Raw genomic sequence first — 13914 nt, forward strand, 5'->3', positions numbered from 1 at the left:
GGCGGGGTACTAGCCCCGATACCTCACCGCCTCGACAAACGCACTGAACGCCGGCGACGCCTGTCGCCGGTTCGGGTAGTACAAGTGAAAGCCTTCAAAATACGGACTCCAGTCGACCAGCACTTCTTGCAGGCGGCCGCTGGCAATGTGCGGCTGGGCCATGGAGTCCGGCACGTAGGCCAGGCCCACGCCGTCCAGTGCAGCGTTGAGGACGTGGATCATGCTGTTGGACGTGAATTGCCCGTTAACCCGGATGTTCAGTTTGCGACTGTCTTTTTCAAACTCCCAGGCGTAGCAACTTCCGTTCGAGGAATGGCGGATGTTGATGCAGGTGTGCTGAGTCAGGTCTTGCGGCTGCACTGGCAGCGGATGTTTCTCGAAGTAAGCAGGAGAGCCAACTACTGACAAGCGCCAGTCCGGGCCGAGGCGCACGGCAATCATGTCCTTGCTGATGGATTCACCCAGACGGATACCCGCATCGAAACGTTCGCTGACAATGTTGGTGAAGCCGTAGTCGATGCAGACCTCGATCTGTATATCAGGGTACTGCGCCAGAAACCCTGCAAGCATCGGCCGAATGATGCCATCAGCGGCGTCATCGGAGCAGGTGATACGGATCGTACCGGCGGGCTTGTCGCGCAGTTCGCCCAATACTTCGACTTCTGCCGTGATCTGGTCCAGCAGCGGCCCTATCGAACGCATCAGTCGTTCGCCCGCTTCGGTCGGCGCCACGTTACGTGTGGTCCTCGCTAGCAGGCGCAGGCCCATGCGCTCCTCAAGCGCTCTCATCGTGTGGCTCAGGGCGGATGGCGTGATGCCCAGTTTGGTGGCTGCCTTGGTAAAGCTCTGCTCCCGGGCCACCAATAGAAAAGCGTGCAGGTCGTTGAGTTTGGGCGTGCTCATTGCTGAGTCTTCCTCACAAGCGCGTGGAAATTGCGGCGTCTAATCATCCTAATGCGTTTGCCATAACCTGTGCCGACTATTTTGATAACCGGCAGGCCAGTGACGCATGAGTGCATTCGATTCAACTACCGTGAAGCCGACAACAGCCTCACCTCCACCGGCCTGGGGCGCCGTATTCTCGATGGCGCTGTGTGTGGTGGTGCTGATTGCCTCGGAGTTCATGCCGGTCAGCCTGCTGACCCCTGTCGCGCAGGATCTCGGCATCAGTCAAGGGCAGGCAGGGCAGGCGATTTCGGTGTCCGGTTTTTTTGCAGTACTGACCAGCCTGCTCAATACGCCATTGACCGGTCATATTGATCGCAAGAAAGTCCTGCTCGGTTTCAGCCTGCTGTTACTGGTATCCGGTGTGACCGTCACGCTGGCACCCAACGGCTGGGTGTTCATGACCGGTCGGGCGCTGCTTGGGGTAGCCATCGGCGGCTTCTGGTCGATGTCGACAGCGACCGTGATGAAGCTGGTGCCACAGGAGTCTGTCGCCAAGGGCCTGGCGCTGATCAATGGCGGTAACGCCTTGGCTGCCACGGTGGCTGCGCCGTTGGGCAGTTTCATGGGGCAATACATCGGCTGGCGTGGCGCTTTTTTTCTGGTGATTCCGCTCGCGGCGCTGGCGTTCGTCTGGCAGTGGCTGAGCCTTCCGGCGATGAGCAACTCGCCGAACAGCCGGGCGCGCAATCCGTTTCGACTGCTGCACGATCCGCAGGTGGCCATCGGCATGACCGCCATCCTGTTGCTGTTCATGGGCCAGTTCGCCGTCTTCACCTATTTGCGCCCGTTTCTGGAAGAGATCACTGGCGTGAGCGTCAGCGCCTTGTCCCTGATGCTGCTGTTGCTGGGTGCCAGTGGGCTGCTCGGCACTTACCTGATTGGCGCGCTGCTGCAAAACCGCCTTTATGCCTGCCTGATCGCGATCCCACTGGTAATGGCGGTGCTTGCTGGGGCGCTTACCGGTCTGGGCCATTCGCCTCAGGCCGTTGCCATCGTTCTTGCCGCCTGGGGGCTGATTGCCACGCCAGCGCCGGTCGCCTGGGGCCTGTGGCTGAGCAGGACGCTGCCCGACGATGCGGAGGCCGGTGGCGGCCTGATGGTGGCGACCATTCAATTGGCAATCACGGCCGGAGCCGGTATCGGCGGCGCGCTGTTCGACCACCTCGGCTGGTGGAGCCCGTTCGCATTCGGTGGCGTGGTGCTGGCCGGCTCAGCAGCACTGGCCGGTGCCGCCCGACACAACGCTCAGCCCTCGACCAACGAAGCTTTAAGTCATCGCTGAACCCTACAACGCGGGTCAATCATTCAATGAGGAAGTGCTCCATGAAAACGTTTCTTTTGATGCTTGGGCTTTTAATTAGCTCATATTCTGCGATAGGAGCAGACATGTCCCACGGTGCCGATAATTTCTACACAAGCGGCAAGGTCTTTGCGCAAAAAGTACTGTTCAACAATCAGTACAAGATGAAAGTCGCGGGCAATCTCTTTATCCCCAAGGACTCGAACCCGAACGTCAAAGCGCCTGCAATTATCGTCGGCCATCCGATGGGGGCGGTGAAGGAGCAAAGCGCCAATCTCTATGCGCAGAAACTGGCCGAGCAGGGATTCGTCACCCTGTCGCTGGACTTGTCGTTCTGGGGCGAGAGCGAAGGGCAGCCGCGTAACGCCGTTTCACCCGATCTCTACGCCGAAGACTTCAGCGCCGCAGTAGACTTCCTCGGCACCCAGACATTTGTGGACAAGAACCGCATTGGTGTTGTGGGCATCTGCGGCAGCGGCAGTTTTGTCATCAGTGCCGCCAAGATCGATCCGCGCATGAAAGCCATCGCCACTGTCAGCATGTATGACATGGGCGCCGCCAACCGCAACGGCCTGAAGCATTCGCAAAGCCTGGCGCAACGCAAGAAGACCATCGAGCAGGCTGCACTGCAGCGTGATGTGGAATTCAGCGGCGGCGACACCGCTTACACCAGCGGCACCGTGCACAAGTTGACCGAAAAATCCGGGCCGATCGAACGCGAGTTCTACGACTTTTACCGCACGCCACGTGGCGAGTTCACGCCCGAAGGCCAGTCGCCCGAGTTGACCACTCATCCGACGCTGACCAGCAACATCAAGTTCATGAACTTCTATCCGTTCAACGACATCGCGACCATCTCGCCACGCCCTATGTTGTTCATCGCCGGTTCAAAGGCGCACTCTCTGGAGTTCAGCGAGGAAGCGTACAAACTGGCCGGCCAGCCCAAGCAATTGATCATCGTGCCGGAGGCCGGACATGTGGATTTGTATGATCGGGTCGATCTCATCCCGTTCGAGAAACTGAGTGAGTTTTTCAAGAACAACCTGAAGTAACACGCCGGCAATCAATACACGGCAAAAGGCCCTGCAATTGCAGCGCCTTTTGCGTAATCAGTCATTGGCGACTTCAAACCTGACGGCGATAGCGCCGGGTTGCCTGAAACCCAGGCAGGCCGATAACCTCAGGCGTGTGAGTACCTATTCTCGATCACGGGCTTGCCCGGAGCGCTCCATGTCACTGTGGACATGGTTTTGCCCAGTCAATAACGCGCTAATGTTCGTGTGAGGCCAGCCTTTCAGGTCATGCCTCTAAGCCGGGCGCCTGTCCGGTCGCCAGCGTCGGTCAGCGCTGTCCGGAAAGGCCGTAATGGCTTCGCTGACAAACAAAATAGCCGGTTTGTAGTAAAGAAACTCGGCCCCGGCGCTCGAAACCGTTAGGCTATGCAGCTGTATTTTTGTTTTTCGTCGAGGTAGCACCCGTGTTTTCCGAATTCGCCCTGCACGAACGCCTGCTTAAAGCTGTGGCCGAGCTTAAATTTGTCGAGCCTACGCCTGTGCAGTCGGCCGCCATCCCGTTGGCTTTGCAAGGGCGCGACCTGCGGGTGACTGCGCAAACCGGTAGCGGCAAGACTGCGGCATTTGTACTGCCGATCCTCAACCGCCTGATCGGTCCTGCCAAGGTTCGCGTCGATATCCGCGCGGTGATCCTGCTGCCGACCCGCGAGCTGGCGCAACAGACCCTCAAGGAAGTCGAGCGGTTCTCCCAGTTCACGTTCGTCAAGGCCGGTCTGGTGACTGGCGGCGAAGACTTCAAGGCTCAGGCGGCCATGCTGCGCAAGGTGCCGGATATCCTCATCGGTACGCCGGGTCGTCTGCTGGAACAGCTCAACGCGGGCAATCTGGACCTCAAGCACGTTGAAGTGCTGGTACTGGACGAAGCCGACCGCATGCTGGACATGGGCTTCTCCGAAGACGTCGAGCGTCTGGCGGGCGAGTGCGCCGGGCGTGAGCAGACCATGCTGTTCTCCGCGACCACCGGCGGTGCCGGTCTGCGTGAAATGATCGGCAAGGTGCTCAGGGACCCACAGCATCTGCAAGTCAACAACGTCAGCGAACTGGCTTCCGGCACACGCCACCAGATCATCACTGCCGACCACAACGTTCATAAAGAGCAGGTCCTGAACTGGCTGCTGTCGAACGAGACTTACCAGAAAGCCATTATCTTCACCAACACCAAGGCGATGGCTGATCGTCTGTACGGTCGTCTGGTGGCGCTGGAATACAAGGCGTTCGTGCTGCATGGCGACAAGGATCAGAAGGACCGCAAGGCGGCCATTGATCGTCTGAAGCAGGGCGGCGCGAAGATCATGGTCGCCACCGATGTGGCGGCACGCGGTCTTGATGTCGAAGGCCTGGATATGGTGATCAACTTCGACATGCCACGCAGCGGCGACGACTATGTTCACCGCGTCGGCCGGACCGGTCGTGCAGGCAGTGACGGTCTGGCGATCTCGCTGATCTGCCACGGTGACTGGAACCTGATGTCGAGCATCGAGCGCTACCTCAAGCAGAGCTTCGAGCGCCGCGTCATCAAGGAAGTCAAAGGCACTTACGGCGGCCCTAAAAAGGTCAAGGCGTCAGGCAAGGCGGTCGGCGTCAAGAAGAAAAAGACCGACGTGAAGGGTGACAAGAAAAAAGTCGCCGCCAAAGGTCCGACCAAGCGCAAGACAGCCAACCGTCCCAAGTCTGACCTGGTCAGCCAGGACGGCATGGCACCGCTGAAAAAACGCAGCACCCCGGCACCCGCCGCTGAGTGATTGCCGTGACCGTTCCCGCGCAGGCGGGAGCGGTCAGCTTCTCCCCTGTTTGCCTTCTTGCAGACAACCGCCTGTTATACCTTCCAGCAGCTTCTCTGAACCGTCATAAACCCCGCAGGTCACATTTTCTGAGTCGTATGCCTGTGGCTGGATGTCATGGGCGATCAATCCATGCTGGACGGAGGTTTAGAAAAATGACTTACAACTGGGACCTTATCGAGAGCCTGCTGCACGACGTTCAGAACGACGGCACTCAATCGACATCCACTGAATTCGAAACATTGCTGAATCGCGGGTTCATCGAGCCGCGTTCGGTCGAAGAGGGCGGCAATGGTTCGACCTATATTCTTACCAAACGCGGCGCAAGCCTGCTGGCTCTTATCGACAGCGCTATCCCTGATAACGCCCATCCGCTTCAGGTCTTGAATGAACACGATGATCCGCTCGACCCGGCGACGTTCGACATAATCGCTTCCAAGCCTCAGATCGCCTGAAACAGACAGGACGCGGAGCGTCCAGTACGGCGCTAGCATGCGGAGCGTGGGAGCGATAACCGTAAGGCTGGACACTCTCGCTTCCACGAGTCTTGCCGATAACGATGAGCGTCTTGCGCGCTATTACTGTTGCGACTTCAGGCAGTCCAGTTCAGTGAAGTCCTTGCGCATATCAGCAATCCGGTTCAGCAAGCGGGTGCGTTGTTCCGGGGTGCTCATGGCAGTGACGTCGACGATCAGTGAGATCGCCGCCTTCTCGGTCTGGTCGTAGGCCTTGCGGTATTCCGGCGTCCAGAACGTTTCGCGGTCTTGTAACAAGGCGGCAATACGCTGCGGAAAGTCGCTGGACTGACGCTGCTGCACGGTGGCGAGAAACAGGTTCTGCCAGCGTGTGCGGTTTTCTATCCAGGCCTTGTTCTGCTCGCCGAGCGAAGCGGACCAGGTCTGGATGCGATCCTTTTGCGCCTGATTCAGCTTGCCTATCCACGGCGTCAGGCGTTTTTCCATGCGGTCGGCGCGCTCGGCAATCTGGCGCTCCAGCGGCTGGTCGAGGTATTTGTTCTCGCGCTTGCGCTGATCCTTGGCAAACGACTCCTGCATCTCCTGCACCTGCTTGTCGTCAAAGCGCGATAGCAGTTCGACGGCAGACGGCGTGATCTCCCGGGAAATCGTCGAGATCGCCTCTTTGGCCTCACGGGTGCGGGCCTCAAGTCCCTCGTAGGTCACCTGATCGTTCTTGACCATGGCCTCCAGCTTGTCCAGCCAGGCCAGATAGCTCGGCAGCTGGGTACTGCAATGCCAGCTCAAATGCTCTTTGAGGCGAGTATCCAGCCAGCCCTTCTGTTGCGAATTCATGTCCAGATAGTCGCTGAGCGTCCATGGAATGATCACGTCGAGGTTACGATACGCCAAGCCCACCTGATTGCATCCGGCAAGCAGTGAGACGGTCATCAACAGGGTAATGAAACCTTTGAAAAGAGACGGCATGACAACTCCTTGGCGTACTGACGTGCAGTAGAGGAGTGTAATGGCTAGCAGTTCAACCCGGATAATGTGTCAGAAGAATGCACGCACGGCTTTCAGCGTGAAGGTGCCTTCGCATCGCGCGTTGTGACCACTGTAAACACTGCAATCGCCGCCACTCAGGCTGGAGCCGCTGTAGATAAGGTTCATGTCGATGCCCAGCCAGGGGCGTGAGAGATTCAGTGACCAGTCATTGAAACCGCTGATCAGGCTGCCATCGGTAGACGCCTGCGGAATGTCGAATTGATGATTGGCGTACTGCATGCGCACGCCAACGCCCAATTGCTCGATAGCCCCCAAGTCCACAAATACAGTGCTGTCGCGGCTGCCAACGTCGTTGCTGAAGGCTGCGCCGACGCGGCTGTTGAGCATGCGCAGTCCGGCGTAAAACTCGTGGCTGTCGATCTGATCGGTGTCCGGGTAGCTGTAGCGGATCATGCCCAGCTCGTAGCCCAGGGTGTTGTCGAAGGGCTTTTTGAAGCCCATGTACGAGTCAAGCTCCATACCGTTGTCGGAGTTCAAACCCATGTTGGGCGTCCACTGGCCGAAGTAAAAGCCGCTTGCGTGGGTCAGGTCCAGCCCGCCATGGAACGAGTCCGAGCTGCCGCTAGGCGTTACCAGCCCCTGCGCCATGCTGCGCGTGGGCGTCGTGGCAAGTTTCAGGTCGAATTGACCCAAATCCCGCTCCATGACCTGGGCAGAAACGGTTTGACAGAAAATCAGTGCGCTGAAAGACAGCACCCGTAAGCGATGGCTGAGCATGGCTCACTCCTTGATCTGCGAGGAGTGTGGTCAGAAATGGCGTATCGAAAATGGCTGGGGAGCCGACACAAGCCGCGTGCTAGAGCGCTGTAAGGATACCGGTGAAATACTGTCCGGTCGGACCGTTCGTCGATCCGCAGGTCTATCGGTTAACAGCGGCCACATTGGCGGACGGAATGACCAGCCCGCGAATGACCACCAGAGCCTGCTCGAACGACGGATAACCACTCTTGGCGACATCCAGTTCGGCGTACTCGGAGCGGTAGTGCTCGGACAAGGTCGGGTCGCTGATGCTCAACTGCTGGGAGAGCAGGGCGATGGCCAGCGGATGCTTGTGCTTTGCTGCGGTTTGCAGCAGGTCGACGATCTGTTTGTGATCGGCTTGCTGGCGGATCAGCAGTACGGCCTGATAGAACTCGGCTTCGCCCGACGCATCATCGATGCCGGCGCGGCGCAGGATAGCTTCAGCCAGTTCGTAATTTTCGCGGTTGTCTTCGCTGATCAGCAATTTGGCCTGGAGCATGTCGTTTTGATACAGCAGATGCCCGGCCCGGCAAGGGCTGTCGGTCAGCTGGCTGTCATTGGGATTTTCGCAGTGGTGCGATGCGCAACCACCGAGATAGACAAGTGCGCCGAAAAGCATCCAGTTCTTCATTCGAGCATTCCGCAAATGAGACAGCGTCCAGAGCGTGATCCTGCTCATGGTCAATGTGATATCAGAGAAGAGAGTAGCAGCGAGACCGGAAGAATATCCAGCGAAGGATCGTCAATCTAGCGCCTTGGCGGCAAGACGCGTAGAGATCGACTGGCGAATGCGGTGTTACTTTTTACCCAGATTGATCTGTTTGGACGGTGCGAAAGTCTGGCCACTCACGCCTTTGGCAATTTGCTGAATTTCGCCGCCGGATTTCAGGAAAGCCGCGATCTGCGCGTTGATCGAGTCGCTCGTCTCAACGGCTGGGGCGGGTTTGGCTTTCGAGTGGGATGCTTTGATACGCATGGCTGCCATTTACCTTCATAAACGTAATACGGCCAGCCAGAATACAGGAAATGCCTGAATCCTGCTTGGCAAATATAGTGGCTGTCGAGCGACATATAAAAGCGTCACAAGCCGCAGTTGTACGGCTATGGCCTGGCTAAATATATGTTTTTAATAAAAAGATTCACCCGCGCATCCCTCGTGGCATGTGCCGCAGGCTGACGTGGCCTGCCAGGGAAACTGACGAGCGGAAGACTTGCCTGCGGCCGTGGCAGCGCATCGCGAACATGAACTCAAAGTCGGGTAGAATGCCGCCCACGTAATGAGGGTATCTGGAAATGGCTTTAATCGGGCGCTACAACAGCTTGCAAATCGTCAAGCACACTCACTTCGGTCTGTATCTGGACGGTACGCAGGACGGCGAAATTCTTCTGCCCAATCGCTACATCCCCAAGGATGTTCCGACCGAAGATGAAGACTGGCTCAACGTCTTTATCTATCTGGACAGCGAAGACAAGCTGATCGCCACCACCGAAAAACCCAAGGTTCAGGTCGGCGAGTTCGCCAGCCTCAAGGTGGTCGAAGTCAACAGCATCGGGGTGTTCCTCGACTGGGGGCTGCCCAAGGATCTGCTGCTGCCGTACTCCGAAGAGAAGCGCACCTTGCAAGCTGGCGAGTATTGCGTGGTGCATGTCTATCTCGACAAGCACACGCGCCGCATCACGGCTACTGCGCGCCTTGACCGTTATCTGGACAAAACCCCGGCCAACTACAGCGTCGGGCAGGAAGTTGATCTGCTGGTGGCGGAAGCGACCGACATGGGCTTCAAGGCCATTATCAACAACAAGCACTGGGGCCTGATTCACAAGAACGAAGTGTTCAAGTTCATGCGTGCCGGCAAGCAGGAAAAAGGCTTCATCAAGGAAATCCGTGCCGATGGCAATATCAGCCTGAGCCTGCAACCGGTCGGTGCGGAAGCCGCCAGCAGCCTGAATTCGAAGATTCTCTCCAAACTACGTGACAACAACGGCACGCTGCCGGTCAACGACAAGAGCGATCCGCAGGTGATCAGCGGTCTGTTCGGCGTCAGCAAAGGCAACTTCAAAAAGGCCATTGGTGCGTTGTACAAACAAGGGCTGATCGTGATTCACGCCGACCGCATCGATCTGGTCTGATCAAGCGTTACCAGCCCGCAGACCTGGCAGACCTGAGTGTGCAGGCGATGCACCTCAGGCCCAGTCGGCAAGCGCGTCGATTTCCCGGCTCAGGCGTTCTAACGGCAACGTGCCGCTGAACACCCTGGCCTGTTCCAGCGACTCGTTGCCGCGTCGCAGCAGCACGACCGGCACGGCCCTTAGCCCCAGCGTCTGTGCCAGTTGCTGATCTGCGAGCACTTGGGCTTCGTAGTCACTGGAAGCAAGCGCACGCTCAAGTGCGTGTTGATCCAGGCCTGTGGTGTTGGCCAGTCCCAGCAGCGTATGTACCTCGCCTACATCCAGGCCTTTCTCGAAAAACGCCTTGAAGGCTTCCTTGTGAAACGCATCGAAGCTGCCCATCTCTCTGGCGAATGCTGCAGCCTCCAGCACCTTGCGGCTGCGTGGCTGGACGGTCGGCATCTTCATCACGATCTGACGTCGGTCAGCCATCGGTAATACCGAGCGTGACCAGGTCTCGCGCAGGTAATCGGCATTTGGATCGAGGGCGGTCAGCGGATCGGGGCGCAATTCAAACGCGTGCCAATTGAATTCGAGCCGCTCGCCGTAAGTCTGGCCGAGCTGCTCCAGAACGGATAACTGCAAGTAGCAGAATGGGCAGACATAGTCGCTCCAGACATCGATTTTCAAAGGGGCAACAGTGCTCATTGAATAAAACTCCTTAACGCTAGTTAACACTGACTCCTGTAAGCGCTTAAAAGTCCTGACATTCGAAGGATCGATTGTCATCGTGGGTCGGTCCTATCGTTATCCAGGCTTCTCATTCTGCTCAAGGACTCCCCCATGAAAAAATATCTCGCGGCTTACTTCGCCACATTGCTGGCGTTTCTGATCCTTGATGGTCTCTGGCTGGGTGTGATCATGGGGCCGACCTACCGGGAATGGTTGGGGCCTCTGATGCTCGCCACACCGGTGTTGGGCCCCGCGGTAGCGTTCTACCTGCTCTATGGGGCAGGCGTAGTGATATTCGGCGTGATGCCTGCGGTTCGCGAGCAACGCCTGGGCAGGGCGACGCTCTACAGCGGCCTGCTGGGGCTGGTCGCCTACGGTACTTATGATTTGACCAACTGGGCCACACTTCAGGGCTGGCCTGCGCAGCTGGCGCTGGTGGACCTGGCCTGGGGCACAGTGGTATCGGCGTTGGCGGGGACGGCGGGGTATCTGGCGGTGCGACGCTTTACGTGATGGCTATCGGGCAATGACGACGCTTGCAGCGTTGAAAGCCGCGGTCGGGCGACTTTCAGTCAGCTTGCGCATCACGTTTACTGTTGCAAAAAGCCGGCAAAGCTCAGGTTGCTGCCCTTGGGGCGCATGTCCTTGAGGAACGAGTCCTTGTCGGCGCTCAGCTCCAGACTGACCGTTGGCTTGCGCTTGTCGGCATTGCGCACCTCAAGGCCTTCCATGTGATCGCGCATGAACACCGTGGTCACTTTCAAGTGCAACAGTTGATCGGTCTCTGGCGTGTGCATCAGCAGGTGCAGCCACTCGTACTGGCCGACTTGCAGGCGCGGGACCGGCAGATCGAACCACCAAATGTTGCGTTTGGGGTCCAGCACGGCGAAATGGGTGTTGTTGACGCCAAGCACTGCGCCGCCCAGATCCTGGTTTCTGCGCGCGATGGCCAGCTTTTTATCGAGTTTCATAATGTTCCTGCAAATCGGATTGTTCAGCCTGTCGGCCTTGCCGGACAACGGTGCGGCGCATTCTCGCACAAAGTTCGCCGCAACTCGTCGTAAGCGCTTGAAATGCAGGCAAGGCGGGCAGCGGACGAGCGGTATAAGCCTGCCGCAATATTCTTGCAACTCTTGGTCAGAATCGCGGGTCAATAGTGATGTCGAGTACGACATCCGATTCCAGTGTGGTCTTCAGACCCAGGAGATTTTCGATGAGCAGCACCAGCGATAAAGTCAAAGGCATGGCCAACGAAGCAGTTGGTAACGTCAAGCAGGCCGTTGGCAAGGCTACCGACAACACCAAATTGCAAGGTGAAGGCAAGGTGCAAGAGCTGAAGGGCGAAGGCCAGCAGGCAAAAGGCGAAGTAAAGGACGCTATCAAGAAGGGCGTCGACAAGGTCTAAGCTGACTGTTTCCGGCGTTCGCAAGCCGTAACAGGCAACACCGCTAACGGTCATCCACGGATGGCCGTTATGCTTTCTGCTCCAGCGAACTGAAACCTTTCATGACCTGCCCAGTCAATGTGCCATCGGTGATCGCAGGTCCGTTACGCTGGCAGTATCGGTCGATGCAGGAAATTCCGGTCTTCAGGATGTTAGGTGTTCCAGTAAGGGAGCAAGAGGAAGCGCCATGATTTTCCCCCATTTGCGTAATTTGCACGTCGGTAAAGTGTTGGTGCGCACCGTCAACGAGTTTCTCGACGACGAGATGTCGACCTATGCCTCGGCACTGGCTTACCAGATGCTGTTTTCATTATTCCCGTTTCTACTGTTTCTGATCGCATTGATTGGCTTTCTGCATTTGCCGGATTTTTTCTCGTGGCTGCGGCTGCAATCCGAGTTCCTGTTGCCACCCCAGGCGCTTGAGCAGGTCAACCCGGTCATCGATCAGTTGCAGCAATCGAAAGGGGGGCTGCTGTCGATCGGTATCGTGATTGCGCTATGGACGGCTTCGGCCGGTGTGCGCCTGATGATGAGCGCCATGAACGCCGCGTACGATGTGGTGGAAGGTCGGCCGATCTGGAAGCGTCTGCCACTGTCGATTCTGTATACCGTCGGTATCGCCGGCATGTTGCTGGCTGCAGCGGCTTTCATGGTCCTCGGGCCGCAGGTCATGAACTGGATCGCCGCGCAGATTGGTATGGAAGACTTTATCGTCACGCTGTGGACCATCCTCCGCTGGCCGGCAATCATCCTGCTGCTGATGATCGCAGTGGCGCTGATCTACTACGTGATGCCTGACGTCAAACAGGAGTTTCGCTTCATCACGCCGGGTTCGGTGCTGGCGGTAGTGGTGTGGATCGTCGCTTCGCTGGCGTTCGGTTTCTACGTCAAGACCTTCGCGGATTACAACGCGATGTACGGCAGTATCGGCGCGATCATCGTGTTGCTGCTGTATTTCTATATTTCGGCTGCCGTGTTGTTGCTGGGGGCGGAAATGAATGCGGTGATCGAGCACATGTCTGCTGAAGGCAAGGAAGCAGGCGAGAAAGAACCAGGCGATGGCCTCGGGGATGAACAGAACGACGCAGGTGCCAAACAGCATGTTTCCGGTCTGGGACGCGATCATTCCGTGCCGCTGCCAAAGGCAGATGAAGCTTGATCGTTAACTGTGGCAAGATCGCGTTTTACGTAAAGGGCAGACAGTCATGATCCGTACCATTCTGAAGATGGGTGATGAGCGCTTGCTGCGCATCGCTCCTCCAGTGCCCACGGAAATGTTCGGCAGCAGCGAACTGAATACGCTGATTGCCGACATGTTTGAAACCATGCACAGCGTCGGTGGCGTGGGGCTGGCGGCACCGCAGATAGGTATCGACCTGCAACTGGTCATCTTTGGTTTCGAGCGTAACGAGCGTTATCCCGAAGCCGAAGCGGTTCCGCAGACAATCCTGCTCAATCCGCTGATTACGCCGTTGAGTCCCGAGCTTGAAGAGGGTTGGGAAGGTTGCCTCTCGGTGCCCGGCCTGCGTGGCATGGTCGACCGTTATCAGAGCATTCGCTACGAAGGTTTCGACCCGCAAGGCAACCCTGTCGAGCGCATCGCCCATGGCTTTCATGCACGGGTTGTCCAGCATGAGTGCGATCACCTGATCGGCCGTCTGTACCCGTCGCGGATCACCGATTTCAGCAAGTTCGGCTTCATGGATGTCATGTTTCCGGATATGGACCCCAACGCTGACGAATGATCGGCCGTCGGCGCGAAACCGCCGCTACGCTTCTCGACACAACGCAATCAACGGCTTGCTGCGGCTGTAGCGCATGAAACGCTCGCCCAGTGTCTGCGGCAGACGCTGGGCAACTTCAAACCCCGCACGTTGATAAAAGACCCGCAGATCAGGATGGCAGAACAGCCACACAGGACCTTTGAGCGGACGGGTCGCAGCACTGATAAGGTCATGCGCCACGTGCTTGCCGCGCATCGAGGGCGCCACGAACAGGGCGGTCAGCCAATAGCCGTCGGCGACTGGGGTCAGGCTTAGCGCACCGATGATGTCCTGCTGTCTGGCCACCCACACCTCGCCCTTGCTGGTTGCGCGCATTGATGACTGATGCTCGCGATAGAACTTGCCCAGCAAGGGGCGGCTCTCGTCAGGCAGCGTGCAGAAGGTGATTTCGGGCATCTCGGGCGGCTCGACAGCTCGGAATGGAGGGCTAGCATCATACAGAGCCTGCTGCCGCCACAACTAATGGTGGTGTGCTGATG

The 13914-nt window shown here is 57.8% G+C and carries 17 protein-coding genes; 9 read left to right on the forward strand and 8 right to left on the reverse strand.

All coding sequences use genetic code 11. The features are described from left to right. Positions 1-9 precede the first annotated feature (9 nt). Entirely contained in the window at positions 10-903 is an 894-nt protein-coding gene (locus N018_RS06375) for a LysR family transcriptional regulator (RefSeq protein WP_025389131.1), read from the reverse strand. A 106-nt stretch (positions 904-1009) separates the two neighbouring features. On the opposite strand from N018_RS06375, the gene N018_RS06380 reads away from it, so the two are divergent. The 4 genes from N018_RS06380 (at position 1010) to N018_RS06395 (ending at position 5557) form a co-directional block, all read left to right on the forward strand. Then, positions 1010-2230, forward strand: a complete 1221-nt coding sequence (locus N018_RS06380) for an MFS transporter (protein ID WP_038401066.1) — start codon at positions 1010-1012, stop codon at positions 2228-2230. Between the two features lie 41 nt (positions 2231-2271). Continuing rightward, complete coding sequence (locus tag N018_RS06385; protein ID WP_025389132.1) at positions 2272-3300, forward strand: alpha/beta hydrolase; 1029 nt, start codon at positions 2272-2274, stop codon at positions 3298-3300. Positions 3301-3725: 425 nt separating this feature from the next. After that, complete coding sequence (locus N018_RS06390; RefSeq protein WP_024643694.1) at positions 3726-5063, forward strand: DEAD/DEAH box helicase; 1338 nt, start codon at positions 3726-3728, stop codon at positions 5061-5063. 194 nt (positions 5064-5257) lie between these two features. Beyond that, positions 5258-5557 carry a hypothetical protein gene (locus tag N018_RS06395; protein ID WP_024643695.1) on the forward strand — a complete coding sequence of 100 codons (300 nt, stop codon included), beginning with the start codon at positions 5258-5260 and terminating at the stop codon, positions 5555-5557. 123 nt (positions 5558-5680) lie between these two features. Here N018_RS06395 and N018_RS06400 read toward each other — a convergent pair whose 3' ends face one another. The 4 genes from N018_RS06400 to N018_RS06415 form a co-directional block, all read right to left on the reverse strand. Then, positions 5681-6544 carry a DUF6279 family lipoprotein gene (locus tag N018_RS06400; RefSeq protein ID WP_025389133.1) on the reverse strand — a complete coding sequence of 288 codons (864 nt, stop codon included), beginning with the start codon at positions 6542-6544 and terminating at the stop codon, positions 5681-5683. Between the two features lie 69 nt (positions 6545-6613). Next, a complete protein-coding gene (locus N018_RS06405; protein WP_024643697.1) occupies positions 6614-7342 on the reverse strand; it encodes a TorF family putative porin in 729 nt (242 codons plus the stop codon). 142 nt (positions 7343-7484) lie between these two features. Next, positions 7485-7997, reverse strand: a complete 513-nt coding sequence (locus N018_RS06410; protein ID WP_025389134.1) for a hypothetical protein — start codon at positions 7995-7997, stop codon at positions 7485-7487. Positions 7998-8162: 165 nt separating this feature from the next. Next, positions 8163-8351, reverse strand: coding sequence for a hypothetical protein (locus N018_RS06415; protein ID WP_002554403.1), 189 nt, complete (start codon positions 8349-8351; stop codon positions 8163-8165). Between the two features lie 308 nt (positions 8352-8659). Between N018_RS06415 and N018_RS06420 the strand changes: the two genes are divergently transcribed. Beyond that, a complete protein-coding gene (locus N018_RS06420; RefSeq protein WP_024643699.1) occupies positions 8660-9496 on the forward strand; it encodes a CvfB family protein in 837 nt (278 codons plus the stop codon). A gap of 54 nt (positions 9497-9550) precedes the next feature. Here the strand turns inward: N018_RS06420 and N018_RS06425 are convergent, their stop codons facing one another. Then, positions 9551-10183 (reverse strand): DsbA family oxidoreductase, encoded by a 633-nt coding sequence (locus N018_RS06425; RefSeq protein ID WP_024643700.1) that lies wholly within the window; start codon positions 10181-10183, stop codon positions 9551-9553. Between the two features lie 135 nt (positions 10184-10318). Between N018_RS06425 and N018_RS06430 the strand changes: the two genes are divergently transcribed. Further along, positions 10319-10720: a DUF2177 family protein gene (locus tag N018_RS06430; protein ID WP_024643701.1), complete on the forward strand. Its 402-nt coding sequence runs from the start codon at positions 10319-10321 to the stop codon at positions 10718-10720. A gap of 77 nt (positions 10721-10797) precedes the next feature. On the opposite strand, the gene N018_RS06435 is transcribed toward N018_RS06430, so the two are convergent. Beyond that, a complete protein-coding gene (locus N018_RS06435) occupies positions 10798-11178 on the reverse strand; it encodes a hypothetical protein (RefSeq protein ID WP_024643702.1) in 381 nt (126 codons plus the stop codon). Between the two features lie 242 nt (positions 11179-11420). Here N018_RS06435 and N018_RS06445 point away from each other — a divergent pair, with 242 nt between their 5' ends. The 3 genes from N018_RS06445 (at position 11421) to def (ending at position 13396) form a co-directional block, all read left to right on the forward strand. Next, positions 11421-11612 carry a CsbD family protein gene (locus N018_RS06445; RefSeq protein ID WP_024643703.1) on the forward strand — a complete coding sequence of 64 codons (192 nt, stop codon included), beginning with the start codon at positions 11421-11423 and terminating at the stop codon, positions 11610-11612. 226 nt (positions 11613-11838) lie between these two features. Beyond that, on the forward strand, positions 11839-12810 hold the full coding sequence (locus tag N018_RS06450; RefSeq protein ID WP_024643704.1) for a YihY/virulence factor BrkB family protein: 972 nt from the start codon (positions 11839-11841) through the stop codon (positions 12808-12810). A 46-nt stretch (positions 12811-12856) separates the two neighbouring features. Beyond that, entirely contained in the window at positions 12857-13396 is a 540-nt protein-coding gene (gene def, locus N018_RS06455) for a peptide deformylase (RefSeq protein ID WP_024643705.1), read from the forward strand. Between the two features lie 24 nt (positions 13397-13420). Here def and N018_RS06460 read toward each other — a convergent pair whose 3' ends face one another. Beyond that, the gene (locus tag N018_RS06460; protein WP_025389135.1) at positions 13421-13831 is read right to left on the reverse strand and encodes a GNAT family N-acetyltransferase; all 411 of its coding nucleotides are present in this window, start codon (positions 13829-13831) and stop codon (positions 13421-13423) included. Positions 13832-13914: the final 83 nt, after the last annotated feature.

Origin of the sequence: Pseudomonas syringae CC1557 (genome assembly GCF_000452705.1) — a bacterium.
GTDB classification, from domain to species: Bacteria; Pseudomonadota; Gammaproteobacteria; order Pseudomonadales; family Pseudomonadaceae; genus Aquipseudomonas; species Aquipseudomonas syringae_F.

Coding starts and splice junctions, on each gene's coding strand:
- N018_RS06375 (WP_025389131.1), bottom strand. CDS start 903: ATGAGCACGCCCAAACTCAACGACCTGCACGCTTTTCTATTGGTGGCC.
- N018_RS06380 (WP_038401066.1), top strand. CDS start 1,010: ATGAGTGCATTCGATTCAACTACCGTGAAGCCGACAACAGCCTCACCT.
- N018_RS06385 (WP_025389132.1), top strand. CDS start 2,272: ATGAAAACGTTTCTTTTGATGCTTGGGCTTTTAATTAGCTCATATTCT.
- N018_RS06395 (WP_024643695.1), top strand. CDS start 5,258: ATGACTTACAACTGGGACCTTATCGAGAGCCTGCTGCACGACGTTCAG.
- N018_RS06400 (WP_025389133.1), bottom strand. CDS start 6,544: ATGCCGTCTCTTTTCAAAGGTTTCATTACCCTGTTGATGACCGTCTCA.
- N018_RS06405 (WP_024643697.1), bottom strand. CDS start 7,342: ATGCTCAGCCATCGCTTACGGGTGCTGTCTTTCAGCGCACTGATTTTC.
- N018_RS06410 (WP_025389134.1), bottom strand. CDS start 7,997: ATGAAGAACTGGATGCTTTTCGGCGCACTTGTCTATCTCGGTGGTTGC.
- N018_RS06415 (WP_002554403.1), bottom strand. CDS start 8,351: ATGGCAGCCATGCGTATCAAAGCATCCCACTCGAAAGCCAAACCCGCC.
- N018_RS06420 (WP_024643699.1), top strand. CDS start 8,660: ATGGCTTTAATCGGGCGCTACAACAGCTTGCAAATCGTCAAGCACACT.
- N018_RS06425 (WP_024643700.1), bottom strand. CDS start 10,183: ATGAGCACTGTTGCCCCTTTGAAAATCGATGTCTGGAGCGACTATGTC.
- N018_RS06430 (WP_024643701.1), top strand. CDS start 10,319: ATGAAAAAATATCTCGCGGCTTACTTCGCCACATTGCTGGCGTTTCTG.
- N018_RS06435 (WP_024643702.1), bottom strand. CDS start 11,178: ATGAAACTCGATAAAAAGCTGGCCATCGCGCGCAGAAACCAGGATCTG.
- N018_RS06445 (WP_024643703.1), top strand. CDS start 11,421: ATGAGCAGCACCAGCGATAAAGTCAAAGGCATGGCCAACGAAGCAGTT.
- N018_RS06450 (WP_024643704.1), top strand. CDS start 11,839: ATGATTTTCCCCCATTTGCGTAATTTGCACGTCGGTAAAGTGTTGGTG.
- def (WP_024643705.1), top strand. CDS start 12,857: ATGATCCGTACCATTCTGAAGATGGGTGATGAGCGCTTGCTGCGCATC.
- N018_RS06460 (WP_025389135.1), bottom strand. CDS start 13,831: ATGCCCGAAATCACCTTCTGCACGCTGCCTGACGAGAGCCGCCCCTTG.